Source organism: Deltaproteobacteria bacterium (genome assembly GCA_026388545.1).
In the GTDB taxonomy this organism is placed as follows: Bacteria; Desulfobacterota; Syntrophia; order Syntrophales; family UBA2185; genus JAPLJS01.
The window spans coordinates 67,176-87,644 of the sequence record JAPLJS010000053.1; the positions used below are offsets into that span (position 1 = coordinate 67,176).

At 49.8% G+C, this 20,469-nt stretch carries 20 protein-coding genes; 6 read left to right on the forward strand and 14 right to left on the reverse strand.

Annotated elements, in window-relative coordinates:
* The first annotated feature begins 125 nt into the window (after positions 1 to 125).
* A complete protein-coding gene (locus NTW12_06265; protein MCX5845946.1) occupies positions 126 to 704 on the forward strand; it encodes a glycerol-3-phosphate acyltransferase in 579 nt (192 codons plus the stop codon).
* A 341-nt stretch (positions 705 to 1,045) separates the two neighbouring features.
* Here the strand turns inward: NTW12_06265 and NTW12_06270 are convergent, their stop codons facing one another.
* The 7 genes from NTW12_06270 to NTW12_06300 form a co-directional block, all read right to left on the reverse strand.
* Positions 1,046 to 1,723, reverse strand: coding sequence for a GDSL-type esterase/lipase family protein (locus tag NTW12_06270; protein ID MCX5845947.1), 678 nt, complete (start codon positions 1,721 to 1,723; stop codon positions 1,046 to 1,048).
* A gap of 10 nt (positions 1,724 to 1,733) precedes the next feature.
* On the reverse strand, positions 1,734 to 3,452 hold the full coding sequence (locus tag NTW12_06275; protein MCX5845948.1) for a DegV family EDD domain-containing protein: 1,719 nt from the start codon (positions 3,450 to 3,452) through the stop codon (positions 1,734 to 1,736).
* 57 nt (positions 3,453 to 3,509) lie between these two features.
* Positions 3,510 to 5,057, reverse strand: a complete 1,548-nt coding sequence (locus NTW12_06280; GenBank protein MCX5845949.1) for an aromatic amino acid ammonia-lyase — start codon at positions 5,055 to 5,057, stop codon at positions 3,510 to 3,512.
* Positions 5,054 to 6,334, reverse strand: coding sequence for a cobalamin-dependent protein (locus tag NTW12_06285; protein ID MCX5845950.1), 1,281 nt, complete (start codon positions 6,332 to 6,334; stop codon positions 5,054 to 5,056). The genes NTW12_06280 and NTW12_06285 overlap by 4 nt, the downstream gene beginning before the upstream one ends.
* Before the next feature lie 210 nt (positions 6,335 to 6,544).
* A complete protein-coding gene (locus NTW12_06290; GenBank protein ID MCX5845951.1) occupies positions 6,545 to 6,730 on the reverse strand; it encodes a type II toxin-antitoxin system HicA family toxin in 186 nt (61 codons plus the stop codon).
* On the reverse strand, positions 6,727 to 6,939 hold the full coding sequence (locus NTW12_06295) for a type II toxin-antitoxin system HicB family antitoxin (GenBank protein MCX5845952.1): 213 nt from the start codon (positions 6,937 to 6,939) through the stop codon (positions 6,727 to 6,729). The genes NTW12_06290 and NTW12_06295 overlap by 4 nt, the downstream gene beginning before the upstream one ends.
* 580 nt (positions 6,940 to 7,519) lie before the next feature.
* Entirely contained in the window at positions 7,520 to 7,771 is a 252-nt protein-coding gene (locus tag NTW12_06300; protein MCX5845953.1) for a transposase, read from the reverse strand.
* A gap of 310 nt (positions 7,772 to 8,081) precedes the next feature.
* On the opposite strand from NTW12_06300, the gene NTW12_06305 reads away from it, so the two are divergent.
* From NTW12_06305 to NTW12_06315, 3 genes are all read left to right on the forward strand, one after another.
* The gene (locus tag NTW12_06305) at positions 8,082 to 8,417 is read left to right on the forward strand and encodes a hypothetical protein (GenBank protein ID MCX5845954.1); all 336 of its coding nucleotides are present in this window, start codon (positions 8,082 to 8,084) and stop codon (positions 8,415 to 8,417) included.
* 38 nt (positions 8,418 to 8,455) lie between these two features.
* A complete protein-coding gene (locus NTW12_06310; GenBank protein MCX5845955.1) occupies positions 8,456 to 10,285 on the forward strand; it encodes a transposase in 1,830 nt (609 codons plus the stop codon).
* A gap of 681 nt (positions 10,286 to 10,966) precedes the next feature.
* Positions 10,967 to 11,929: a peptidase MA family metallohydrolase gene (locus NTW12_06315; GenBank protein ID MCX5845956.1), complete on the forward strand. Its 963-nt coding sequence runs from the start codon at positions 10,967 to 10,969 to the stop codon at positions 11,927 to 11,929.
* Positions 11,930 to 12,147: 218 nt separating this feature from the next.
* On the opposite strand, the gene NTW12_06320 is transcribed toward NTW12_06315, so the two are convergent.
* The 5 genes from NTW12_06320 to NTW12_06340 all read right to left on the reverse strand — a co-directional run bounded on the left by NTW12_06320 (position 12,148) and on the right by NTW12_06340 (position 15,307).
* Complete coding sequence (locus NTW12_06320) at positions 12,148 to 12,390, reverse strand: YheU family protein (GenBank protein MCX5845957.1); 243 nt, start codon at positions 12,388 to 12,390, stop codon at positions 12,148 to 12,150.
* Between the two features lie 364 nt (positions 12,391 to 12,754).
* Positions 12,755 to 13,471 (reverse strand): hypothetical protein, encoded by a 717-nt coding sequence (locus NTW12_06325; protein MCX5845958.1) that lies wholly within the window; start codon positions 13,469 to 13,471, stop codon positions 12,755 to 12,757.
* A complete protein-coding gene (locus NTW12_06330; GenBank protein ID MCX5845959.1) occupies positions 13,468 to 14,109 on the reverse strand; it encodes an outer membrane lipoprotein carrier protein LolA in 642 nt (213 codons plus the stop codon). The genes NTW12_06325 and NTW12_06330 overlap by 4 nt, the downstream gene beginning before the upstream one ends.
* Complete coding sequence (fabG, locus tag NTW12_06335; protein ID MCX5845960.1) at positions 14,109 to 14,843, reverse strand: 3-oxoacyl-ACP reductase FabG; 735 nt, start codon at positions 14,841 to 14,843, stop codon at positions 14,109 to 14,111. Before fabG ends, NTW12_06330 begins: the two co-directional genes overlap by 1 nt.
* Before the next feature lie 38 nt (positions 14,844 to 14,881).
* Positions 14,882 to 15,307, reverse strand: a complete 426-nt coding sequence (locus tag NTW12_06340) for a hypothetical protein (protein MCX5845961.1) — start codon at positions 15,305 to 15,307, stop codon at positions 14,882 to 14,884.
* A 239-nt stretch (positions 15,308 to 15,546) separates the two neighbouring features.
* Here NTW12_06340 and NTW12_06345 point away from each other — a divergent pair, with 239 nt between their 5' ends.
* Both NTW12_06345 and NTW12_06350 read left to right on the forward strand, forming a co-directional pair.
* A complete protein-coding gene (locus tag NTW12_06345; GenBank protein MCX5845962.1) occupies positions 15,547 to 16,944 on the forward strand; it encodes a fatty acid--CoA ligase family protein in 1,398 nt (465 codons plus the stop codon).
* Positions 16,945 to 17,048: 104 nt separating this feature from the next.
* Positions 17,049 to 17,660 (forward strand): hypothetical protein, encoded by a 612-nt coding sequence (locus NTW12_06350; GenBank protein MCX5845963.1) that lies wholly within the window; start codon positions 17,049 to 17,051, stop codon positions 17,658 to 17,660.
* Between the two features lie 14 nt (positions 17,661 to 17,674).
* On the opposite strand, the gene NTW12_06355 is transcribed toward NTW12_06350, so the two are convergent.
* Together NTW12_06355 and NTW12_06360 are read right to left on the reverse strand one after the other, a co-directional pair.
* Positions 17,675 to 18,817 (reverse strand): beta-ketoacyl-ACP synthase III, encoded by a 1,143-nt coding sequence (locus tag NTW12_06355; protein MCX5845964.1) that lies wholly within the window; start codon positions 18,815 to 18,817, stop codon positions 17,675 to 17,677.
* A gap of 157 nt (positions 18,818 to 18,974) precedes the next feature.
* Complete coding sequence (locus NTW12_06360; GenBank protein ID MCX5845965.1) at positions 18,975 to 20,348, reverse strand: IS5 family transposase; 1,374 nt, start codon at positions 20,346 to 20,348, stop codon at positions 18,975 to 18,977.
* Between the last annotated feature and the right edge of the window lie 121 nt (positions 20,349 to 20,469).

A 20,469-nucleotide genomic window follows, 5' to 3' on the forward strand; every position in this document is an offset into this window, starting at 1 on the left:
AAGATGTACAAAACACTTATAGAATCACTGCAAACTAAACACTCGATCCCTTAAACCCTTAAATCCCTCTCGCTGCTGAATAAGTGCCGGAGGGAAATCTCTCAGTAGTAAGAAAGAGTTAAAGCATGCTCACGACGATTGCAATACTCCTGCCGGCTGCCTACATTGCAGGCTCCGTTAACTTCTCCATTCTGCTCTTCAGGATGTTGGGGAGGGATGATCCGAGATATCATTTCAGCGGAACTGCCGGAACAACGAACGTCTATCGACAGGCCGGGTTATTCTGGGCCGGAGTCGTACTTTTGCTTGATTTAGGCAGGGCTCTTGCCGTTTCATGGGCCGCTCTGTACCTGCTTCCGATAAACTATGTCCCCTGGGTAGGACTGGCCCTCATTCTCGGCAACCGTTTCCCCTGCTTTCACCAGTTCCGCGGCGGGAAAGGGGTGGCAAGCTACCTGGGTTTTACCGCCATTATTTCACCCTATTCGGCAGCCTTTTCCGCCCTCGTCTGGGTGGGGGTATATGGGATCGTCCGGATTCCCTTTATCGCCTCTTTTTTCATGACTTTCGTGCTCATGGTTGGAACGATTATCATATGCGGATACCAGGCGCTTGCAACGGCGGGAGCAATTGCAACGGCCCTCTTCATCTTCTATAACCACAGACAAAATGTAGTAGAGCTTTTCAGCAGTCCCCCCTCTTAAAAAGAGTAGTCAATTTGTTCCCGCCTTTGAAAAAGGGCCACCCCATTGATCCCCCCTTTGAAAAGTTGATAAAGCGTTGACATCCTATGATCGTGTCAATCTTACAGTCCATGTAACGGCAACGGTTCCCTCCCTATTGGGATCGGAGCCTGTGGCCTTATTCGAGTTAACCTTATCATTAAAAAAGAGAATTTAGACTATTATTGGTTTTTAAGACAGGGCTAAGAAACGGACGTTCTGTGAAAGGAGATATTAGCCTAATATGGATCGCCTTCCAATTAATAGTGCATATTAACGAATACATCTGATACTTTGAAAATAATTAAATAATTCCTTTATCTTTAAAAAATATTCATAATTGCTTCTGCCATGAGCCTGTAGCCTTCTTCTGTGGGGTGCACATCATCATACTGCACCAAAGAACCAAATATCATTCCATCCCTGATCTTCTTTTTCCAGTACTCATGCGTTTGTACAACGGGAATACCATAATCTTCTCCCAATACTTCAAGTTGACGATAATATCCTTCGACATGCCGGTTATCTTCATTATCACCAATATATCCGGAAGTTATGAGAACAATATCGGTATCGCCATTTTCCCTTATTGTATCGATTATCTCTTTTATATTGTTTTTGAAATGTTGTTCTGTAAACCCCGAAAAAGCATCATTAATCGCGTATTGTATGAAGACACAATCGGGGTTATAATGAAGAACATCCCACCTCAAGCGGGAGAGACCGGAATCCGCCGTATCACCCGGAATACCGCCATTAATAAGCTTAAACCTGCCTTTGAGAAACTTTATGTGAAGCATTTCGTTTAAGAAATCGAGATACCCCTTTGAGACCATCCAGCCCTGTGTCAGGGAATCGCCAAGGGCCACAATGGTGATGGGTGTGCCGGTTGTTAGTTTATTTATGGTCCGTGCAGGTTTAATCATTTTTTTCAGGTCCAACATTATGCTACAGCGGCGATATTTCCCGTCGTCGGTTATAGTGATTTGTAAAGTGCTCATTCAGTTCTTTTCAAAGTGAAGAACTGATGTCAGGCAGAAAGGCCACGGCCCATGTGCCCGGGCCCATGTGCGCGCCTGAGGTCAAAGAGAGGGGATGTACGACGATCTGGGCTCCCGGATAGCACCTTGCCACTTCACTCTTTACCTCTTCCACCCAGGGCCGGTTGTCCGAATACTCCAGCATGATGAGGGCCTTATCCTCCGGCTTCAGGGAACGTCCCATGGCTTCCAGGGCGAAACGCAACTGCTCTTCGCGGTTCCGGACGACGCCCACCTTGCAGGCTCCCTCGTGCATGGGACTTACGATGGGTTTCATGCGGAGCATATCGCCGAAGAAAGCCCCCGTCTTCGACAGCCGTCCTCCGGCAGCCAGGTATTCGAGGCGGTCGAGAAACACATACTCCTCGCAGCGGGTCACGGCCTGTCTGGCGAAGGTTACGACTTGCCCGGCCTCGTTTGCTTCATTGGCATAGGCGGCCACAGCCATAGCGAGCACCCCGAGTCGTCCCGATGCCGCGCCGGTATCGATCACCACGAGGCGGTCTTCCGGATCATTCCCCCGTTTCCAGTCAGTGACCACGCGGTAGTTTCCCGTGAATGCCGATCCGACGCACAGGTAAAGGATCTGCCTGTGGCGGCTCATAACGCTTTCATAAATCTGGTGGCGCTCGAAGATGGATGCCTGGGCGGTCGTCACCCGCAGACCTGAGAGCATGGCGCTGTAGAGATCCTCGGGGCTTAAATAGGTCTCCGGCAGGCAATGATCCCCGACGGTGATGTAACTGTCCAAAAGGGTAATCCCCAGAAACTTCGCCTCCTGCCGGGTCAGCGAGCCTGCCGCATCGGTCATGATATGGATGATAGACTCCCGGCTCGTGCTGTTGAAGGCCGATGTCTGTAGGTACAGGTCGTCCTCCGCCCAGCCGATTACCTGGCCGAGGTCGACAAGCTTTCTGCGTGCAACCTCCCGATCCATGGTGTGAAAATGAACCTTCAGATAGGCATCCTCGCGGGTCACGACGATGGACTCGCCGAGAGCGGCAAGCATCTGTAGCGCCTCTTTTGTATCTGCCTCGCTGTGGAGAACCGTGTCCACGCAGTAGCCCCCTTCCAGGTCATCCCTATAGGAAGGCGAGACTTGCAGCTTGCCCCGAAAGGTATCCGTCACGGTTCGGAAGGGTATCCGGCCATCCGCAAGGATATGGAAAAATCCTTCAAAGTACAGAAACAGTCCCAGGGCGCCGGCATCCACCACCCCGGCCTTCCGGAGCTTGGGCTGCTGTTCCGTCGTATCCCGGACGACGGACTCCAGATGCATCAGCACTCCTGCAATCCGGTCATGATTAGTGAAAGCATCGGGAAAAACTTCCGCCAGTGCATCGAAAAAACTCAGCATCGTTCCCGGCCGGGGATCAGGCACCGCCTGCCAGGCACGGTCGCGTCCCAGCCGGACGGCATCGGGCACGTTTTCCCATGAACCGGCTTGAATGAAACACTGAAAGAAGCTGGAGGCGATATTTCCCGAATTGCCACGGGCTGAGAGGAGGAGTTCACGGGACAGGGTCTGCACGCCCCGTTCGGGTTGTCGCAGGGGAGCTAAGCTGATGACGAGGTTCCGGCCCGTGTCCCCGTCGGCGATGGGGAAGACATTGATCCGGTCCAGGAGATCCGCCCAGGCCGTGAGGCGCTCGACGCCGGCGATAAGGGCCTGCCGGAAGTCATCTATCATGGCCGAAAACCTACGGCCCGCCGGGTGTTACGCCATTTCGATTCATGGGGCATCATGTTATCTCCCGAACAGGTCTTCCTCGGCGATGGTACGGGCAATGCACTCAATGTCCCTGTCCATCTCGCGGTCTTCCATCATAGCTTCCGAAAGGGAACGAATACGGCCAATAAGGGCGATCAACTGCGGCCGGACATCGAGGTTCCCCCGGATCTCACAGCCCTGTGTTGCGGCCAGGAGATGAATGGCCAGAACCCGCTCCGTCAGGGTGCAGATCCTTTCCGCATCCCGGGCAGCGATGGTCCCCATACTGACCTTGTCCTGGTTGTTGGATTCCGTTGAACGGGAAAAGGATGCGGCGGGCATGGTCAGCTTCAGGGCCTCTGCTGCAAGCGCCGACGAAGCGATTGACATAGCCTTGAATCCATGATGAAAGACGGAATCCTCTCCCTCAACCCGCACCAGATCTGCAGGGAGTCCCCGGTTGAGAAGCGGATCTACAAGGAGGGCCACCTGCCGGTCCGACATGTCCGCCACGGAGGCCAGGGCCGCCTTCATGGCATCCATGGCGAAAGCCATGTGGCCGCCGTAGAAATTCCCGCTCATGAGCGGCTGACCCGTTTCCGGATCGAAGATGGGGTTGTCATTGGCACTGTTCGCCTCTGTCTCAACCCATTGCCGGATCCATGTAAGTGCATCGTAAAGTACCCCGACTATCTGTGGGGAGCATCGAACGGAATATGGGTCTTGCAGTGCTTCCCGGGCCTGGGATTCGAGATCGCCGTTATGCGCCTCTACCTGGAGCAGTTCCGTCAGCTTCCGGGCCACATGGATCTGCCCCGGAAAGGGCTTAGCCTCACCGATGGCGGGGTGGAAGTGAAGAAACTTCCCCTTCAAGGCATGAACGGTAAGCGCCGTGGCACAGATCTCCGCATCGAGTATCCTGTCAGCCCTTTCCACGGCGAGGACGGCCATCCCCGTCATCGTGGATGTGCCGTTCATTATGGAAATAGCCTCCTTCGGGGCAAATGCATACGGGACAAGTCCCGAAAGCTTTAGCGCCTCGGAGGCAGGCAAACGCTTACCCCGGTAGAAGACCTCACGCTCCCCCGTCATGGCTGCCGCTACGTAGGACATAGGGGTCAGATCACCGGACGCCCCGACGGATCCCTCACAGGGAACGACGGGGGTAATTCCGTGATTGAGAAAGGCCGCAAGCCGCTCCAGAAGTCCTAAAGACACGCCGGAATACCCCCTGGACAGACAAAGGAGCCGGCAGAGCATCGCCGCCCGTGTAGCGGGAACACTGATGGGATCACCGGTGCCGCAGCCGTGAAACCTGATGGGATTGGCCCCCTGGTGTTTCTTTACCTGGTCCCGTTTCAAACGCTTTCCGCAGGACTTGCCATACCCCGTTGAGACACCATAGACGGGAACCCTTTCGTTGATGGCGGTATAGAGCATGGCCTCGCTCCGGCGAATCCGCTCCAGGAAAGAACGCTCACGGCTGAGCTTCACTCTGGTGTTTCCCCGGGCGACGGCAACAATCTGCGAAAGCGTTACCGGCCTTTCACCGATAATCACATCTTGATTCACACGCCGCTTCATGACTGACCTCCTGGACTCTCTTCCATTTTCCCGAACCGACTGGCCATCAGTTCCCGCCTGCGGCCCCTGTATGTTCCGTCGGCTTTCTCCTTTTCTATAACCTTCTGCATGAGCTTAAACATCTTGTAGGTCTGTGGTTCATCCCTGTAAAATGTGTCCCAGGCATGGATGTAAAGCTCCTGGAGCCTCTCCGGCGTCATGTTTCTGGGCCGGAAAATCACCTTGTCCGCTGTGTAATCGTTCCAGTCGTAGGAGATGATTCGCCCGTCCCGGTGCAGGTCATCGAAAGCCCTGGTATGAGGAAACGGCGTGAGGATGGTAAATTCAGCAAGATCAAGCTTGATCTCCATGAGAAAATCCACGAGCCGTCGAATGTCGTCCTCCGTTTGGTCGTCAAGGCCCAGGAGGATCGTTCCTTCCACGGCAATACCGTGTTCATGATAACGCCGGATGCGGTCCCGGATATAGTCCGACCTATCGAAGATTGCCTGGTAGACGTACCAGGCCCCCGCCTGCGCTGCGAGATCAAGGATATCATCGTCATCCTCGATGGGATGGCAGCACCATTTTTTCTTCAGGGGAATCATGGCGGTAAACAGCTCCCGTTCCCACTCCTTATCCTGGGCAAGAGAATTGTCCACAATGAACAGGCGATTGTTGTCGATCGCCGCCAGTTCCTCCACAACCCTGTCGATGGGGCGGGGCCGGAATTTCCTCCCTCCCAGAAAAGCCACGCAGCAGGGATAGCAGTCGAAGCGGCATCCCCGTGACGCGTGAACGAGATCCACCATCTGCACACCCTTATAATAGTAAAATTCCCGTTTTAATATATCTCTTTTTGCCGTCCCAATGGATTCGGCAGGAGGAAAATCATTCAGGTAGTCATATCTCTTTTGCAGCCGGTCATTTCTTAAGTCACGAAAGACCTCCTCCATCCTGCCTTCCGCCTCGCCGAGAAAAACGGCATCGGCGTGGACCATCATTTCCTCGGCATGGAGCATCGTCGCAATTCCGCCAACGATTACCTTGATCCCCCTTTGCCGGTACCTGTCGGCAATCTCCCAGCCCCGTTTTACCTGGCTGGTGAGCATCATTGATATACCGACGAAATCAGGGGATTCGTCGAAATTGATGGATTCCACATTTTCATCCGTAAAATCGATTTCCACACCATCGGGCAACGTCGCAGCAAAGACGACGGGACCGTGGGGCGGAAGGTGAAATTCCGTCTGATTTTCCAGTTTCTTCCATTTCGGATAGATAAGTTTGAATTTCACGTCTGTTTCCTGACTTTTATAAACTTTTGAGACCTTATAAAAAATGCTCATCCGGTTCTTGCGTACTTTCTGATTTGGAAAGGTATGTGCCTACAGGATGACCTCACTCTTGCACTTACGAGTCCGCAACCACTATGAGCTAACAAAAGTGCAGAATATCGTTTGAAATCTTCGATATGACAAGAAAATAGACTTGACCCCATTACCTTCCTATTTATCGCTGATGCCGAGTTGGTTTCTAATAAGATCGCAAAGACTTTCCTTGATCTCAGCGTGACGTGGAACGGGAGATTTCCTTCCATTTTTGGGATTCAAGTAGATGTCGTGCCTTCCACCATGCCGTTTCAGATGGCAGCCGGCTCTCACCAGTTCGCGAATGAAGTCAATCCGCTTCAAATATCCACACCGATTTCTTTTTGATAGACAGGAGCATGCAGGCGGGGAAGAATCACCGTATCGTCTTCCATCATTAACCGGTAGGCGTCTTTGACGTTTTCTTCAAGTTCCTCCAATGTCTCGCCCTGGCTGAAAACACCCGGCACCTCCTTGAGCCTACCGACATACCAGTCGTCATCCTTCCAGTATTCGAGAGTAAATTGTCTCATCTTGCCCCCCTTTTTTTCTCATGGGTATCACATTAGCATGATTATGGCAGGTTTTTCAAATATATAATCAAAGCCCACTCCGCCGGGGTTGGAAAACCCCGGCTATCAGGTTGTAATCCTTTCCCGATAGGCGCGGTTTTCCAACCGCGCTGTGCCAAAGGTAATTTCACTGGGTACGAACGATGCGAAAGCCCAAGAGTTGGCCGTGCGTATCATACAAACCCCTGGCATTGGGCGTCTTTTGACCCACAGGGTGCGTCTTCGATCCTGGAATTATCGCTATACCACCCGGCGCGTGACATAAGTTTGAATTTCACGTCTGTTTCCTGACTTTTTATAAACTTTTGAGACGTTATAAAAATGGTTCATCCGGTTCTTGCGTACTTTCTGATTTGGAAAGGTATGTACTACAGGATGACCTCTCTCTTGCACCTACTTATCAATGATTTTCGGTTTGGAATTGAAGTGAGGATTGCCAGTAGAATTGTAGTTTTTGATAGTGTTGCAGAATTCGTATTACTGCACCATCTGCTCACCTCCTCTCACTCCTGGTCGGTATGTGCGAGCACATGGTAGCCAGTCATTCCAGGGCAGGTAAGACCTTGATTGTCTTGCCGCCTTTGGAGATATAGACGACCTTTCCCTCCCGATCCAGGTACTGCATCCGCTCCTGGGAGAGCGACGCCCGGATGATGTAGCGGGCCAGGTTCTCCATGGCCGTATCATCTTTTGGAGATATGCGGTTGCTGCAGAAGACGTGGAAGCCGGAATGCCGCCATGTTGAGAGCATGGCGATCATCTCCTTCGTGATCTTTCCTTTGGCCAGGAGCATCCCGAACATTTTGTGCTGGAATACAGCAAGAAATGACCTAAGTTAAGGGAATTGACATATGACATTACGTTGATTACGGAATGAAACTGAGCCAATTTAAGAGTCTGACTGCCCCATAGTCAGGGCGCTTCCGTTTGTTGTTTTCAATCGATCAACCCAAAATTTCCGTTTCTTCGACACGTCCTTGACGTCTTACGCCATCCTGTACTATCCTTATCAAAATATCCTGTTTGTCAGTAGGGAAGTGATATTTCTTCTTGACTTACTGACTATTTTATGCTAACCGGTGTTCCACCGAAAGGAGATTGTCATGGACATGAAAGAATGGGCAAAATTCCAAGAATCTCTCCTCAAGTCGCAACTCAAGATCATCCGCGATTTCCTCAAGGACGATGCGGAGCCGGAACCGCCTCCCCGAAGGAAACAAAGGTCCCAGATTGAAACTGTATACGATGTACTGACTGAAGCCAAAGAGCCTCTGCATCTGTCAGAAATCATCAGGCGCGCCAAGAGCGATTTCAACGTGGTCATGGAGCCGGGCAGCATCGTCTCAGCCCTGACCAAAAAAGTCAACAGCGGCCGCATGTTCAGGAGGGTGGCGCCCAGTACCTTCGAGATTCTGGATGCTTCGAAAAAGACCCCCTGATCATCGATCGCCGCTATCCCTGGTTTGGAGGCGGTTGATTGAGAAACCTGATGCCTTTCAGCATTGGAAGCGTCATCAAAAAACTCAATCATATTCATTTTCAGATCAGCACCAAACATCAGAATCCTTTTCCGAAACCGGAGGCCTTCTGTTTATCCAAATACGTCTATGAACGTCGGTATATCCGCATCCACCCCGACGGAAGGATTGAAGGGGGATTGTCACGGTTTGTTTCCTCCCTGGGGGATTTCTCCTTCATCCGCTCCCTTGTCGCTCATAAATACTCCATAGCCGGGATTGCCTACGATCCCGTCAGCCTTTTTCTTCTGGAGCTGTTCCGGCACATCGAAAAATATTCCGATATGAAGGCCTTCGTGGAAGTGCTCCGGGACTGGGAGCGGGGGAGACATTATCGTCTTTACGCCGGAATCAACTCTGAGAATATCCCCTGTGAGGCCACCTTCACCAACTTCAAGGAGCGTCTGGGGGAAGATCTTTACAATCAGATTTTTCATGTCCTGGTGGAGATCGCCGAACTTCTTAGATTTCTTTCCTATCGGATCATCGCCACCGACGGGACCCTCTTTCCGACCAATGCCCGCTATAAGGGCTGCACCTGGTTCGAGAAAGAGTGTAAATGCATTGAATTCGTGGGCATTATCGAGAATGTCCGCAGAAGGGTCCTCTATCGGCTGAACCATCCGGGCAGGAAAGCGCTTTTTAAGGAACTCCGCGTCAAGGTTGAATGCTCCTCCCAGCGGTTCACTGTCAATCCCAAAATCAAAAGACCCAGGGTAGAGATCCTGACCCTCTGTCTTCGGGAGGCCGATCCGGAAAAACCGAGCATCTTCAATCAGATATTTGGCGTCAAGGAAGAACTGCAAAAGGCGGGGCTCGATCTGGTGGTCAAACGAGGGGTCTTTACAGAGATTATTCTGGGGGATTCTGCCAAGACCGATTCCTTCTTCTTCCGCTGTCCCAAGCTGCCCCATGATCCCGATGCGAGAATCGGGGTGAGAAGAAACCCCCGAAACCCCAACCACACCGAGAAGATCTTCGGCTTCAATGCCATTATCGATACCGCCATCGAACTGGATCTTGGCATAGAACTGCCCGTGTCCTGCACCGTCATCGCCGGCAACGGCGAAGAGGGAAGGCACTTTATCACCAATAAAAACCAGATACTGCATCATCACGGCAAAACCTCAAAAATCCATATCGCCGACGCCAAATACGATGAGATCAACAACTATAATTTCTCCCGTTCCCGAGGAGCCATCCCCATAATCGATTATAATCCCCGCTCGGAAAACCTCTCACCTGAAACCCTTAAAACCAGAGGTTATGATCACAAAGGATGGCCTTACGCCCCCTGTGGTCTCATCACCCATCCCAACGGTTTCGATCAAAAATCTCAAAGAGCATCTTTCTCCTGCCGCCGCCAGTGTCTCCATTCAAAAGATCCGCAGATCCTCCGGTATGCCGAAATCTGCAAATACTGGATCAACTACCACGGCTACACCCGCCATATGTCCGTCAAGGACTACCCCAGGCTGATCAGCGAAGTCTTGCGCGGAACCGACCGATATCAAAAGATTAAATCCCTCCGCAGCGCTTCCGAAAGAACCAACTCCACTGCCAAGGAAGACCTCTGCATCCTGAAGAAACCCAAGATCCGTGGACTGAAAAACGCCGGTATTCTCGCCCAGTTGGCCGTCATGGCCCTGCTCCTCAAGCGCATCATCTGTTTCATCGTCAAAGTCACCCTGGCCGTGAGAAAAATCAGCAGCAACAATCCCTCCTCAAAACCCTATCTCCCCGGTCCGGACGTTCCCAGGTTTATCCTCAACCTGATCCAAAGGGAGTAGTAGCGCTATCCTCCTTCAAATCAAATGCAACCCCATCTTATCTCAACCATCGGGATTCCTTTTGCCTTTTATGTCTCACAATAAATTTACCGTCTGCACACCAAAAAACCTCTCGGTTCGTCGTCCCAACCACCATCAAAATCGTCCAGAATAACCCCGTCATCAAATCTGCAACCCCCGGCGCCAATGACCAGCCCCGGATGACCCGTGCACGGACAACGTCCTTTGCCTTGCCTGATAAGGATTGAAACGACTACTCTAAAACATTGTTCACCAACATTGTTGGTTCACTTAAGGTGTGGGGCCTCCGCCCCCATGCCCCACCACTGACAATGTCAGTGGTTTTGAGAGATAAATAAAAAAAGCTATTCCATCTATTCCCATCTATTCCCATCTATTCTATCTGTTCCTCTGCTTTCCCTTGGCGTCCATCACAATTTTATCACATCCCCATAAAGGAGTTTTAGTCCGATGATCATTTTCATCTGCTCCACAAGGCATAAACAATACAATCATTGCCGGCCCTTTAAAATCCTTGCAAGACTCATCAGATCCTCATTAGTTTTTTCTTGCCCTTTCTGATTTAATAATGTCCTTGTCTATTGTATGTCTTTGCGGTATTTCCTTGTCTCACGGCTTCACCTATTACGATGAACAGAACTTAATATGACTATGTAGATCATGATGTTTGCGATTATTGATTTTCCCAGAGATATCTTTCTCAAAGATTTGCTGTCTATCACCATTCTGGTTTTATATGTGATTTTTTGCCAGCAACCGGTATGTGCAGAGCCTTATCAGCGGCTCGAAACAATTCATTTCTTTATCAAATATGTGGACGCGGAAGGGAAACTGGCTAAGCATATATCCACTACATCAGAAAAAATCAGGGGAAGGATTATTGCCGACATAGGATATGAATTTTCGGATAAGACCATGATCATCCTGGCACCGTCTATTGAAGAATTTCAAAAGGTTCAACCGGGCAAGGAAAGGATTCCTCTCTGGGCATCGGCGGTGGCTTACCCCGAACTTAACTTGATTATTCTGAGATCTCCAGGGGCCATAAAAGGGGGGCGTCTTGATTACGAAAAAGTGTTTACTCATGAATTTACCCATATAGTCTTTGGGAAAGTCTTGGAAGGACGGGCGACACCTACTTGGCTTGCCGAAGGATTTGCAATGTATGAATCTTCAGAGTGGCATTTAGCAAGAATGGCCAGTCTGACAAAAGCGTTTCTGACGAAGCGGGTGATTCCTCTCGAAAAACTAACCGCGAATTTCCCCAGTGATCCCAATGAAGCAGAACTCGCCTATGCGGAAAGCTTTATGTTTGTGTCTTTTCTCATCAATAAATTCGGTAGGAAGGCATTTCAACAATTCCTCAGGAACTACGCTGCTGATGGAAATCTTAGAGGCTCATTAACAAAGATAACCGGGATGCACCTGGTCACGCTCGAAAAAGAATGGCTCGATTACATGGAGGTGAGGGTTTCGTGGATACCCCTAATCACCAGCGCTACAACATTCTGGTTTGTCATCACACTCATTTTTGTTTACGGGTATTACCGAAAGAGAAGAATTGCCAGGGAAACCCTTCAGACATGGGAACAAGAGGAACGGGAAAATAACGCTCCTCCCTGAACAGCAAAAACCCCCTGACGTTCCGGTTTCGTCAGAGGGCTTTTTTGAGGGACACAAACTTTCAAAAGACGTGTCTCTATATGTCAAGTTTCAAGAAATATCAATTCTGTTAGCCACCCATATTCTTGATCGTCTCGATAACCGGAAACGAAATGATGGAAATGAGGTTTTGGATAGCGGCGAGATTCAGGACAGGCTATTTCTTCTCGGTCATCAGGTTAATCCATGAGGGTTTTTAGCACAGGGTCATCAGCAGAAAATATATTAGTGGTTTCAGCCTCGTCATCAAAAATAAGAACTGCCAATCCGTTTTCAAGTTTTTGTTTTACATATCTGAATTTCGTTTCCATGGGAACCTCTATTTCGCCATAATCAGTTCCATCTCTGGAAATAAATTCTTCAATAACTCCTTGTAAGGCTTCAGGGCTGAGTTTATTGACTGGAATTCTATGGATCGACATTTAAACTTGCTCCACCTGCTCTCGTTTAAGTCGAACAGACCGATTTCCCCAGATACTACAGAGGTCTGTTTTGCATTTAACCACCGGGCTTCCCGGCGGCACCATAGTATTTCAACCAGGTATCCATTGACCCAAAACCTTCACAGAAGGGAACACCCAAATTTCTATTATTTATATCATAATTATTGAGGAAATAAAATCAATGATAACGAATTGAAATATTGCATATTCGTTGAGGGTGGCGCTTTGTGGATAACAGGAAGAAAGACATTTTAGACACGTACGCTTAAACCGGATGAACCAAAAAAATCTACACATAATGTCATTACGAGGAGCAGAGTTTAAGACCTTGTCCCTTGAACCTCTATTCCTCATCCTCCGGGGTTTCCCCGGGGGGCGACCGATGTGTCTCAGGGGAAACCGGTTCTGCACTGATCAATTTCATGCGTAACGAATACTCCCGAAACCCGAAACCGGTCAGCTCCACCATTGCGGGAATCCTGTCCCGTACTGAAAAGGCTCTAATTTGCCTCAACAGTTCATAGTTACTGCTATATGTTTCGATCTCCCATGTATTATCCCGATGAACAACCACATCCTCAATCCTGTCCTCGTTTCCATAATATCTGCAGACAGTTGATCCGTCTTCACGCACACCGGCATCCGAGAGCCGCCCATCGGGGGCAAGAAAAATGAGACGGACATCCTCCATCATGCGCCCGGCAAATTGCTCTGTATTAAACGGCGGCACCGACCGATTCACACTCACCTTTTTTTCATACCGGGCATCAAACAGAACAAACCCCTCGATGGTCATGATCACACTGTGGATTGTTGCAGATGCCGGTTCAAAGACGGTAACACCCACAACCGTTCCCGTCCTACGGCCGGACAATTCCACCTCAATAGCATGAACGAAGCGATAGGGAATATCGAGAAACGGCCGCCGGCACTGCTGTATGGTGTCCTGCAACGCCTCCGGATCCACAGGTTTGATGACAGGGAGACGACTGCATGATACGAGGAAAGCCGTCAGTATTAATATAAAGAACCAGCGTCCATGCAATATGGAAGTTTTCATCCCACTTCCCGGAATAACGTTTCAGAGATTTTCCCGTTAATCTGCACATCGGTAAATTCGAAGAGAGTAAAACTCCCTTCACTTTCAAGAATCTTAACAGATTTGATAACACCCGGCCTGTCAGGTGAAAGGTTTATCACAATACGTGATATCATGGTCGAAAGCCCTTTTTCCTTCGGCGTAAGGATAATTGTAGGTCCCTTTCCCCTTTTTATGGTCGCCGAAAAATGCTCATTTCCGGTGAACTGTCCCCTGCTCCACCGGCTGATCTCCTGAAGGACGATTTGCATCGACTCAAGGGACCCGCCCGAATCTTCGACAAACCCTCTGCTGCCCATGGTATATCGTTTGATATCTCCCTTGCGCATAAGCAGAACGCTTCTCACGGGAGACGTGTATTCCCATCTGACAGAATCGGGCGCCTGAAAATAGAAACGTCCCTTTGAAACAAGTGGTTTGGTAAGAATCTGCATGTGTTTTTCCTGAGAGAAATGAGCGGTGACCGATTTTATCTTCGCCGATTCTCTCTCGATATCATCCCATTTGTCCACCCATCCCAGCATAACGGCGGAGGAAAGAAGTATTCCGATGAGGAATAACCCTCTTTTTATACTGCCTTCTTTCGTCATGAAATCCATTAAAACATACCGCCATTGACGGAAATGACCTGTCCCGTGATATAAGAGGCGTCGTCGGAACACAGGAAACGGACAACCTTTGCGACTTCCTCCGGCCTTCCGATTCTCGCCATGGGGATGATTTCCTTAATTTTATCCAAAGGAAAAGGCGCCCCTTTAATCATTTCCGTATCGATCAGGCCCGGCGCAACCACATTGACCCGTACACCCAACCTTGCCACCTCGGATGCCAGGGCGCGGCTGGCGCCAATCAATCCGGCCTTTGCCGCAGCATAATTTGCCTGGCCCCTGTTCCCGATGAGTGCTGACACAGACGAAATAGAGACAACGGACCCCTTACGATTTCGGACCATTGTTTTTATGACCGGTTTCGTCACGTTATAAAAGCCCTTTAGAGTCGTTTGAATCACCGTATCCCAGTCTGCTTCCGGCATCATCATAAACAGGCCGTCAGCGGTAACCCCGGCATTATTGACAAGAACCCGAATGTTTTTATTCTGCGAGATGATTTCTTCCATTCCCCTTGCAGCATCTTTTGAATCGGCTACATCAAACCGGATCTTCTCCCCAAGGCCTCCCTTCGATCGAATGATTTCCAGTGTTTCCTCGGCCAACTGATCGTTTGATTTATATGTGATGAAGACCTTGTATCCTGCCTCAGACATTTCAACTGCAATGGCCCGGCCAATGCCTCTGCTGCCCCCCGTCACCAGGGCGACCTGCTCTTCGCTCATGCCGTTTCGCTCCTTATGTGATATCATAATGGCTACACTCAATCGGAATCGGACCTGAACACCTGTATCTGAATCCGGGCCAGGAGGTCCGTTCCTGTCATGACGGTTCCCTCCAGGACATTATAATTTTCAGCACTGGATAGATTTTTCACGGTGGTGATGAGCACCGTATGAAGCGGAATCCGATCCAGAAAAAAATCTGCATTCTTAATCCCGACAAGCCATCCACCGCCGCCGCCCTTGTCAACCCCCTTTTTCCATCGTATATGGGCCGCCGCAGTCTGTGCCACAACCTCGATGAGGACAATGGGATCGACAAAAGACCCCTGACAGAGGGGCCATCGATCGGAGACAAGAGATGACGTTACGGCCGTATCGTCGTTAACGTCCAGAACGTCATTGATCAGTTTCATCCTGTCCCGATGCGGGATCAGCGCCTCAATGTCTATAGGGAATGCAACCATTTCCGCTTATACAAAGAAACGGCGACAGCAGCCGCGAACGTCACAAATTCACCGGGACAGTTCTTTACGGCTCGCCATGCCGCCCTGTTAAGGTCCCCGGTTAGTTCGAGGACATGAAAATTTTATCTCCTGTTATCACGAAATGACAGCTTTTTTCAGATGTTCAAAGCCGTCAATATATGCTAATAAACGACGGCATAGTAAATAAAAAAAATGAGATAAGTCAAGGGGAATTATTAATGAAGACACATCCCATAACGAGGAGCCGTATTACCGAACCGGAATTGTATCGGGATATCTTCTCACCCCCTCCGGACCCGGCCAGGGAGTTTATCCTGAACGGCACTACCTATGCGGAGATCTACCGCCTTGCGGATGGGATTCGTCACCTTCAACCGCCGGAAGAAAAAGGCCGTGAAGTTATTTGCATCTGTACTCATAACAAAGCTCTTCTGGCAGCCGCACTGGTCGCATCGCTTGCCGGCGGCCCCCGTCTTGTTCTTCCCTACGCCTTCTCCCATCAGGCCATTCTGGAAGTCCTTGAGACCATATCTCCGTCATTTCTGCTCACAGACCTTACGGGTGATTTCCCCGCGGGTCCTGGGGTCATAACCCCCCAGATGCTGCGCCATGATTCCATAACTTCCGAAAGTTTCATCGATCAGGATGAGCCCTTTCTCATGCTGTTTACCGGCGGATCGACGGGTAAGCCTGTGGTATGGTCCAAAACACCCCGGAATATGCTTGCAGAGGCCCGGCACTTATCCGGAAAATTCGGTATATCTCCCGACGATATTTTTCTGTCAACGGTACCGCCCCAGCATATTTATGGTCTCCTCTTTTCCGTGCTCATTCCCTTCATCAGTTCCGCCCGTGTCATTGATGGGCTACATAGCTTCCCCAGAGAGATAATCCGGGCAGTAAAGGATCATGGGGCAACCGTCCTGGTCAGCGTTCCTGTCCATTACCAGGTTTTGAAAACGGATGATTTGCAGCGCCACACTCTCCGGATGGCTTTTTCCTCTGCGGGGGTGCTGGATAAAGAAGACGCCGCATATTTTCACGGCACAACGGGCCTGGACATTATAGAAATTTACGGTTCAACAGAAACCGGGGGGGTGGCTACCAGGTCTCGCTCGAGCGACGGCGAATCATGGCGCCCCCTGGCTACTGTCGATTGTAAAATATGCGATGGGAAATTGCATGTTCGGTCTGATTATATCTCTCCGACGCTACCCCGTGATGCCGAAGGTTTCTTCATCACAGCAGACCGTGCCGATTCTGATGGTCATAACCGGTTCATCCTTCAAGGCAGGGCGGATGATATCGTTAAAATCGGAGGAAAAAGGGTCGACCTGGCCGCAGTACAGACCAAAATGAAAAAGATACCGGGGGTCCGTGATGCTGTGGTTGTCTCACTCATCACCGGGAAAGGGCGTCAAAACAAACTGGCCGCTCTCGTGGCAACCTATCTGGATGTGCCTCAATTGAGGCGGCATATCGCCGCGGTCAGTGAAGCATATGCTGTTCCCAAACACATTGTCGTTGTAGAAGAAATTCCCGTGACATCTACAGGCAAATATGACCGGATAATGATCGAACGGATTCTCCGGTCGGGAAAACAAAAGCCTGGATGACCGACAAGAACAACCCCTGTCAAAGGGCATCATAGGCGTTGACTTTTCGTCCATCCTCAGCGTATATATTTCGGGTATTATAAACTTACAGGGAGGTAAAGACCATGCACCGAAAAATCAGACTTGTTTTGTTTACAGGCCTTTTCTTATGTACCCTTCTTGCTGCCAGTGCTTTCGCTCGGACGGTGGGTGATATTGTTCCGCTCAGAAGCTATTATCCTGTGTTCACGGCGGACTTGAGCGAATACAAGGGTAAGCGGATGTATCTCATGAATTTTGACAACCAGGCCAGAGATACCACCGTTTGGTATTACTTTAGCCCTGACAGGAAATTCTCCTATGGCGGCAACTCCATAATCCACAATTACTTCTGGTATTCCTTCGAAAAGGCCTTGATAAGTCTCGGCGTGTGGGTATCGAATATGGACAAGCCGGACCCCTATGCACCGGCTGTGTGGATGACTTTGCGGTCCATCACCGATGCCAAGTATGAGGTGGAAGTGAAAATGCAGAAATTTGTCTATGGTTTGTTCTTTACCAAGATTTACACGGTCACAGGGGACGATATCAAACAAGGAGAACGCACACCGGAAAACATGGAGAAGCGCGCCTACCGTATGACAAACAAGCTTATTGAGACGATTCTGACTGATCCGGATTTCAAGAAGGCGTATTTTAAAGCGGCCGCCGAAATGGCACAGGATCAGGGCAAGTAGCGGCAACGGCCGGTTTACACAACCGTCAAGAGCATGTAGGCCATGGAGAAGCGGCCGCTCTCGGGTATGAAGCAGAGAAGCTTTTGTCCTTCCTTCAGCTTTCCCGAATGAAACAGTTCTTCCATCATAACATAGATGGAAGCCGATCCGGTATTTCCCTTAGATGCCAGGTTGGTAAACCATTTCTCATAAGGAATGACGAATCCAATGTCCTCCATAGACTTGAATAGCTTGTCTCTGAAGAAATAAGAGGAAAAGTGGGGGAGAAACCAATCAACATCGTCGGCTTTCAGGTTTCTTTTCTCTATAGTCCTTACCAGGGCCAGGTCCACGGCAACCTTGACAATCTCCCTGTTCAGAATACCCGTATCCTGTTTCAGGGCGAAATAGTTGTTATCGAGGGCCTCCTTAAGGGAGTCAATCTGTCGCCATCCCGTGATTGAACCATCCTCGTGTTTGACAGCCCCTGCATACATGCACGTTTCATATTGACCGGCATAGGAAACATGCTCGATCCAGTCCACTCTCAGTGACAACCGATCAGGATTTTTTCTCGACGACATGAATACCGCCCCGGCAGCGTCGGACAACATCCATCGGAGAAACTCCGATTCAAAGGCAATAATGGGATTGCTTTTTACATCCATATCGCTTTGCAGATGTTCAAAGAATTGTGCCCTGATAAGCGACGACGCCAGTTCGGACCCCGTCGCAACGGCATTATCGCTGAAGCCCAAGGCAACATTCATGAAGGCATATTTGAAGGCGGCAATCCCGCAAAGACAGATCCCCGCGGTTGAGATTACTTCACAGGGGGAAGACCCCAGTTCACCATGGACCATAAGGCCATGTCCGGGGACAATTACATCCGCCATGGACGTGCCGCAGCACAGGCACTGGATATCGTCGATGGTAAAACCCTCGTAAGGGCTTAGCCTTTTCACGGCTTCTGCCGTCAACTGGGCATTTGTGTGGGTCAATTTACCCGTTGCCGGATCAATGGCATAGTAACGCTTCTCGATTTTATTATTGTCGAGAACTCGATTCTTCATTCTTGACGGCAGGTTATGGATCTTTCCGATGACGTCCTGTATCTGATCATTGTCGATGGGTTCATTGGGTAGAAATACCGAAATGTCATTTATATAAACAGTCATTTATTCTCCTTGATTATTGCTGGTCGTCTTTTCATTGGGTACATATCTACTAAATAGTTCGTCCTGAAAAATAAGGTTTTTAAAAGTTTTTTGTTGTTCTGTTCTTTGACAACTGAAGATAATTGTGGATGAGAACGGATTTCCGGGACGATTTCCCCTATGCGGCCCGTTTCATCTCCCTTAAGGCTTGCTTTTCTTCTTTTTGCCTGTGGAGATGGACGATCTTCTTCGTGTTCCAGGCCAGGGTGGCCAATACCACATTGACGGTATCCCCTGTCGCTCCCTTGTATCGGCACCGATTCATCCGATGATCGCACTTGAGATGACCGATTACCGGTTCGATCTTGACCCGTTGCTTCAAGGCTTTCCGGAACCAGGATTCCTTGCTTCTCGGGTGCGGTGTTTTCCCTTTCTTGGGAATGGCAACCCGTTGAACACCCCATCTCCTGCGGCAGTTCTCCTGCTTTTTAAGGGATTGATCGAATCCCCGGTCAGCGGTCACATCCCGAGGAGGCTTCCCTGTGTTCCTCCTGATTCCAGTGATCACCCGACCCAGGGTCTTCACATCGGCAACGTTGTGTTGATACTCTACATGGGAAAGGATCAGGCCATCATCATTCTTGGAGAGGGCAACGATGGAACCAAACTCACAGTCGGGATGACTTTTTCCCTTCTTGATGACGGCGACATCCGGCTCATGCAGAGAATAGATCCGATTCCTGGGGGATTCACCAGAGAGAACCTGTTTCGTCTGATCGATGACTCTCTTCCCGATAGAGACCAAACGATTGAGTTTTTGTCCCGTTTTCTTGAACCCTCGACTATACAGGCTGTTCACTACACCAGCGGCCTGCTCGACCACATGACGGGTTATCTCTTTGAGTTCTTCGATCGCCTCTTTCCTTCCTTCCGGGTTTTTTCTGAAGAACTTCTTGATCCCGATAAGGAGTTTCTTTCCGGTTCGGCTAAAGGTGCGAAAGGGCTTCCGGAGGGTTACCTCCTCACGAACCCTCTTGATCTGTCTGACAATCTTCTCTCGAATCCGGTGAAGAAGATCGGCGTCCGTCGGATAGGCAATGTTCTTGGGTTGGGCGGTGGTATCCACCGCTACCCGTCTGGTTTTTACCAGACCCATCTCAGACCACGCCTTGAGCAATACCGCCTCGATCTGTTTCATCCCTTCAGTTCCGATGCGGTTCCGAAACTTCACCAGGGAAGAGGCTTCCAGAATCTGACCTCCCTGGAAAGAGTTGAATCCGCAGAAGTACTGCCAGTAAGCATTCTCATGGAGCATCTCCACAGCCCGCTCATCAGAACAATTGTACCGGTGCTTCAGAATATGGATGCCAACCATCAGCCGAATCGATTTGCCTTGGCGGCCCAGGGGACTGTAGTAACCGGACAAGACCTCATGAAGACCGTCCCAGTCAATTATCCCGGCAGCACGAAGCAATTCATGATCCGGATTTAGAAAATCCGAAAACAGGGTCTCATACATAAGAAGTTGCCTCTCTGGTATTTGTACTTTCATATCAGTAGCTTATAGCATAAATCACAGATAAAAACAACCAAATCCTACAACTTTCTTCAGTTTTCAAAGAGCAGTATCAATGTTTACGCGGGTTTCAGCCTGCATTTTTCAGGACGAACTA

Coding starts and splice junctions, on each gene's coding strand:
- NTW12_06265 (MCX5845946.1), top strand. CDS start 126: ATGCTCACGACGATTGCAATACTCCTGCCGGCTGCCTACATTGCAGGC.
- NTW12_06270 (MCX5845947.1), bottom strand. CDS start 1,723: ATGAGCACTTTACAAATCACTATAACCGACGACGGGAAATATCGCCGC.
- NTW12_06275 (MCX5845948.1), bottom strand. CDS start 3,452: ATGATAGATGACTTCCGGCAGGCCCTTATCGCCGGCGTCGAGCGCCTC.
- NTW12_06280 (MCX5845949.1), bottom strand. CDS start 5,057: ATGAAGCGGCGTGTGAATCAAGATGTGATTATCGGTGAAAGGCCGGTA.
- NTW12_06295 (MCX5845952.1), bottom strand. CDS start 6,939: ATGAGACAATTTACTCTCGAATACTGGAAGGATGACGACTGGTATGTC.
- NTW12_06300 (MCX5845953.1), bottom strand. CDS start 7,771: ATGCTCCTGGCCAAAGGAAAGATCACGAAGGAGATGATCGCCATGCTC.
- NTW12_06305 (MCX5845954.1), top strand. CDS start 8,082: ATGGACATGAAAGAATGGGCAAAATTCCAAGAATCTCTCCTCAAGTCG.
- NTW12_06315 (MCX5845956.1), top strand. CDS start 10,967: ATGATGTTTGCGATTATTGATTTTCCCAGAGATATCTTTCTCAAAGAT.
- NTW12_06320 (MCX5845957.1), bottom strand. CDS start 12,390: ATGTCGATCCATAGAATTCCAGTCAATAAACTCAGCCCTGAAGCCTTA.
- NTW12_06325 (MCX5845958.1), bottom strand. CDS start 13,471: ATGAAAACTTCCATATTGCATGGACGCTGGTTCTTTATATTAATACTG.
- NTW12_06330 (MCX5845959.1), bottom strand. CDS start 14,109: ATGGATTTCATGACGAAAGAAGGCAGTATAAAAAGAGGGTTATTCCTC.
- fabG (MCX5845960.1), bottom strand. CDS start 14,843: ATGAGCGAAGAGCAGGTCGCCCTGGTGACGGGGGGCAGCAGAGGCATT.
- NTW12_06340 (MCX5845961.1), bottom strand. CDS start 15,307: ATGGTTGCATTCCCTATAGACATTGAGGCGCTGATCCCGCATCGGGAC.
- NTW12_06345 (MCX5845962.1), top strand. CDS start 15,547: ATGAAGACACATCCCATAACGAGGAGCCGTATTACCGAACCGGAATTG.
- NTW12_06350 (MCX5845963.1), top strand. CDS start 17,049: ATGCACCGAAAAATCAGACTTGTTTTGTTTACAGGCCTTTTCTTATGT.
- NTW12_06355 (MCX5845964.1), bottom strand. CDS start 18,817: ATGACTGTTTATATAAATGACATTTCGGTATTTCTACCCAATGAACCC.
- NTW12_06360 (MCX5845965.1), bottom strand. CDS start 20,348: ATGAAAGTACAAATACCAGAGAGGCAACTTCTTATGTATGAGACCCTG.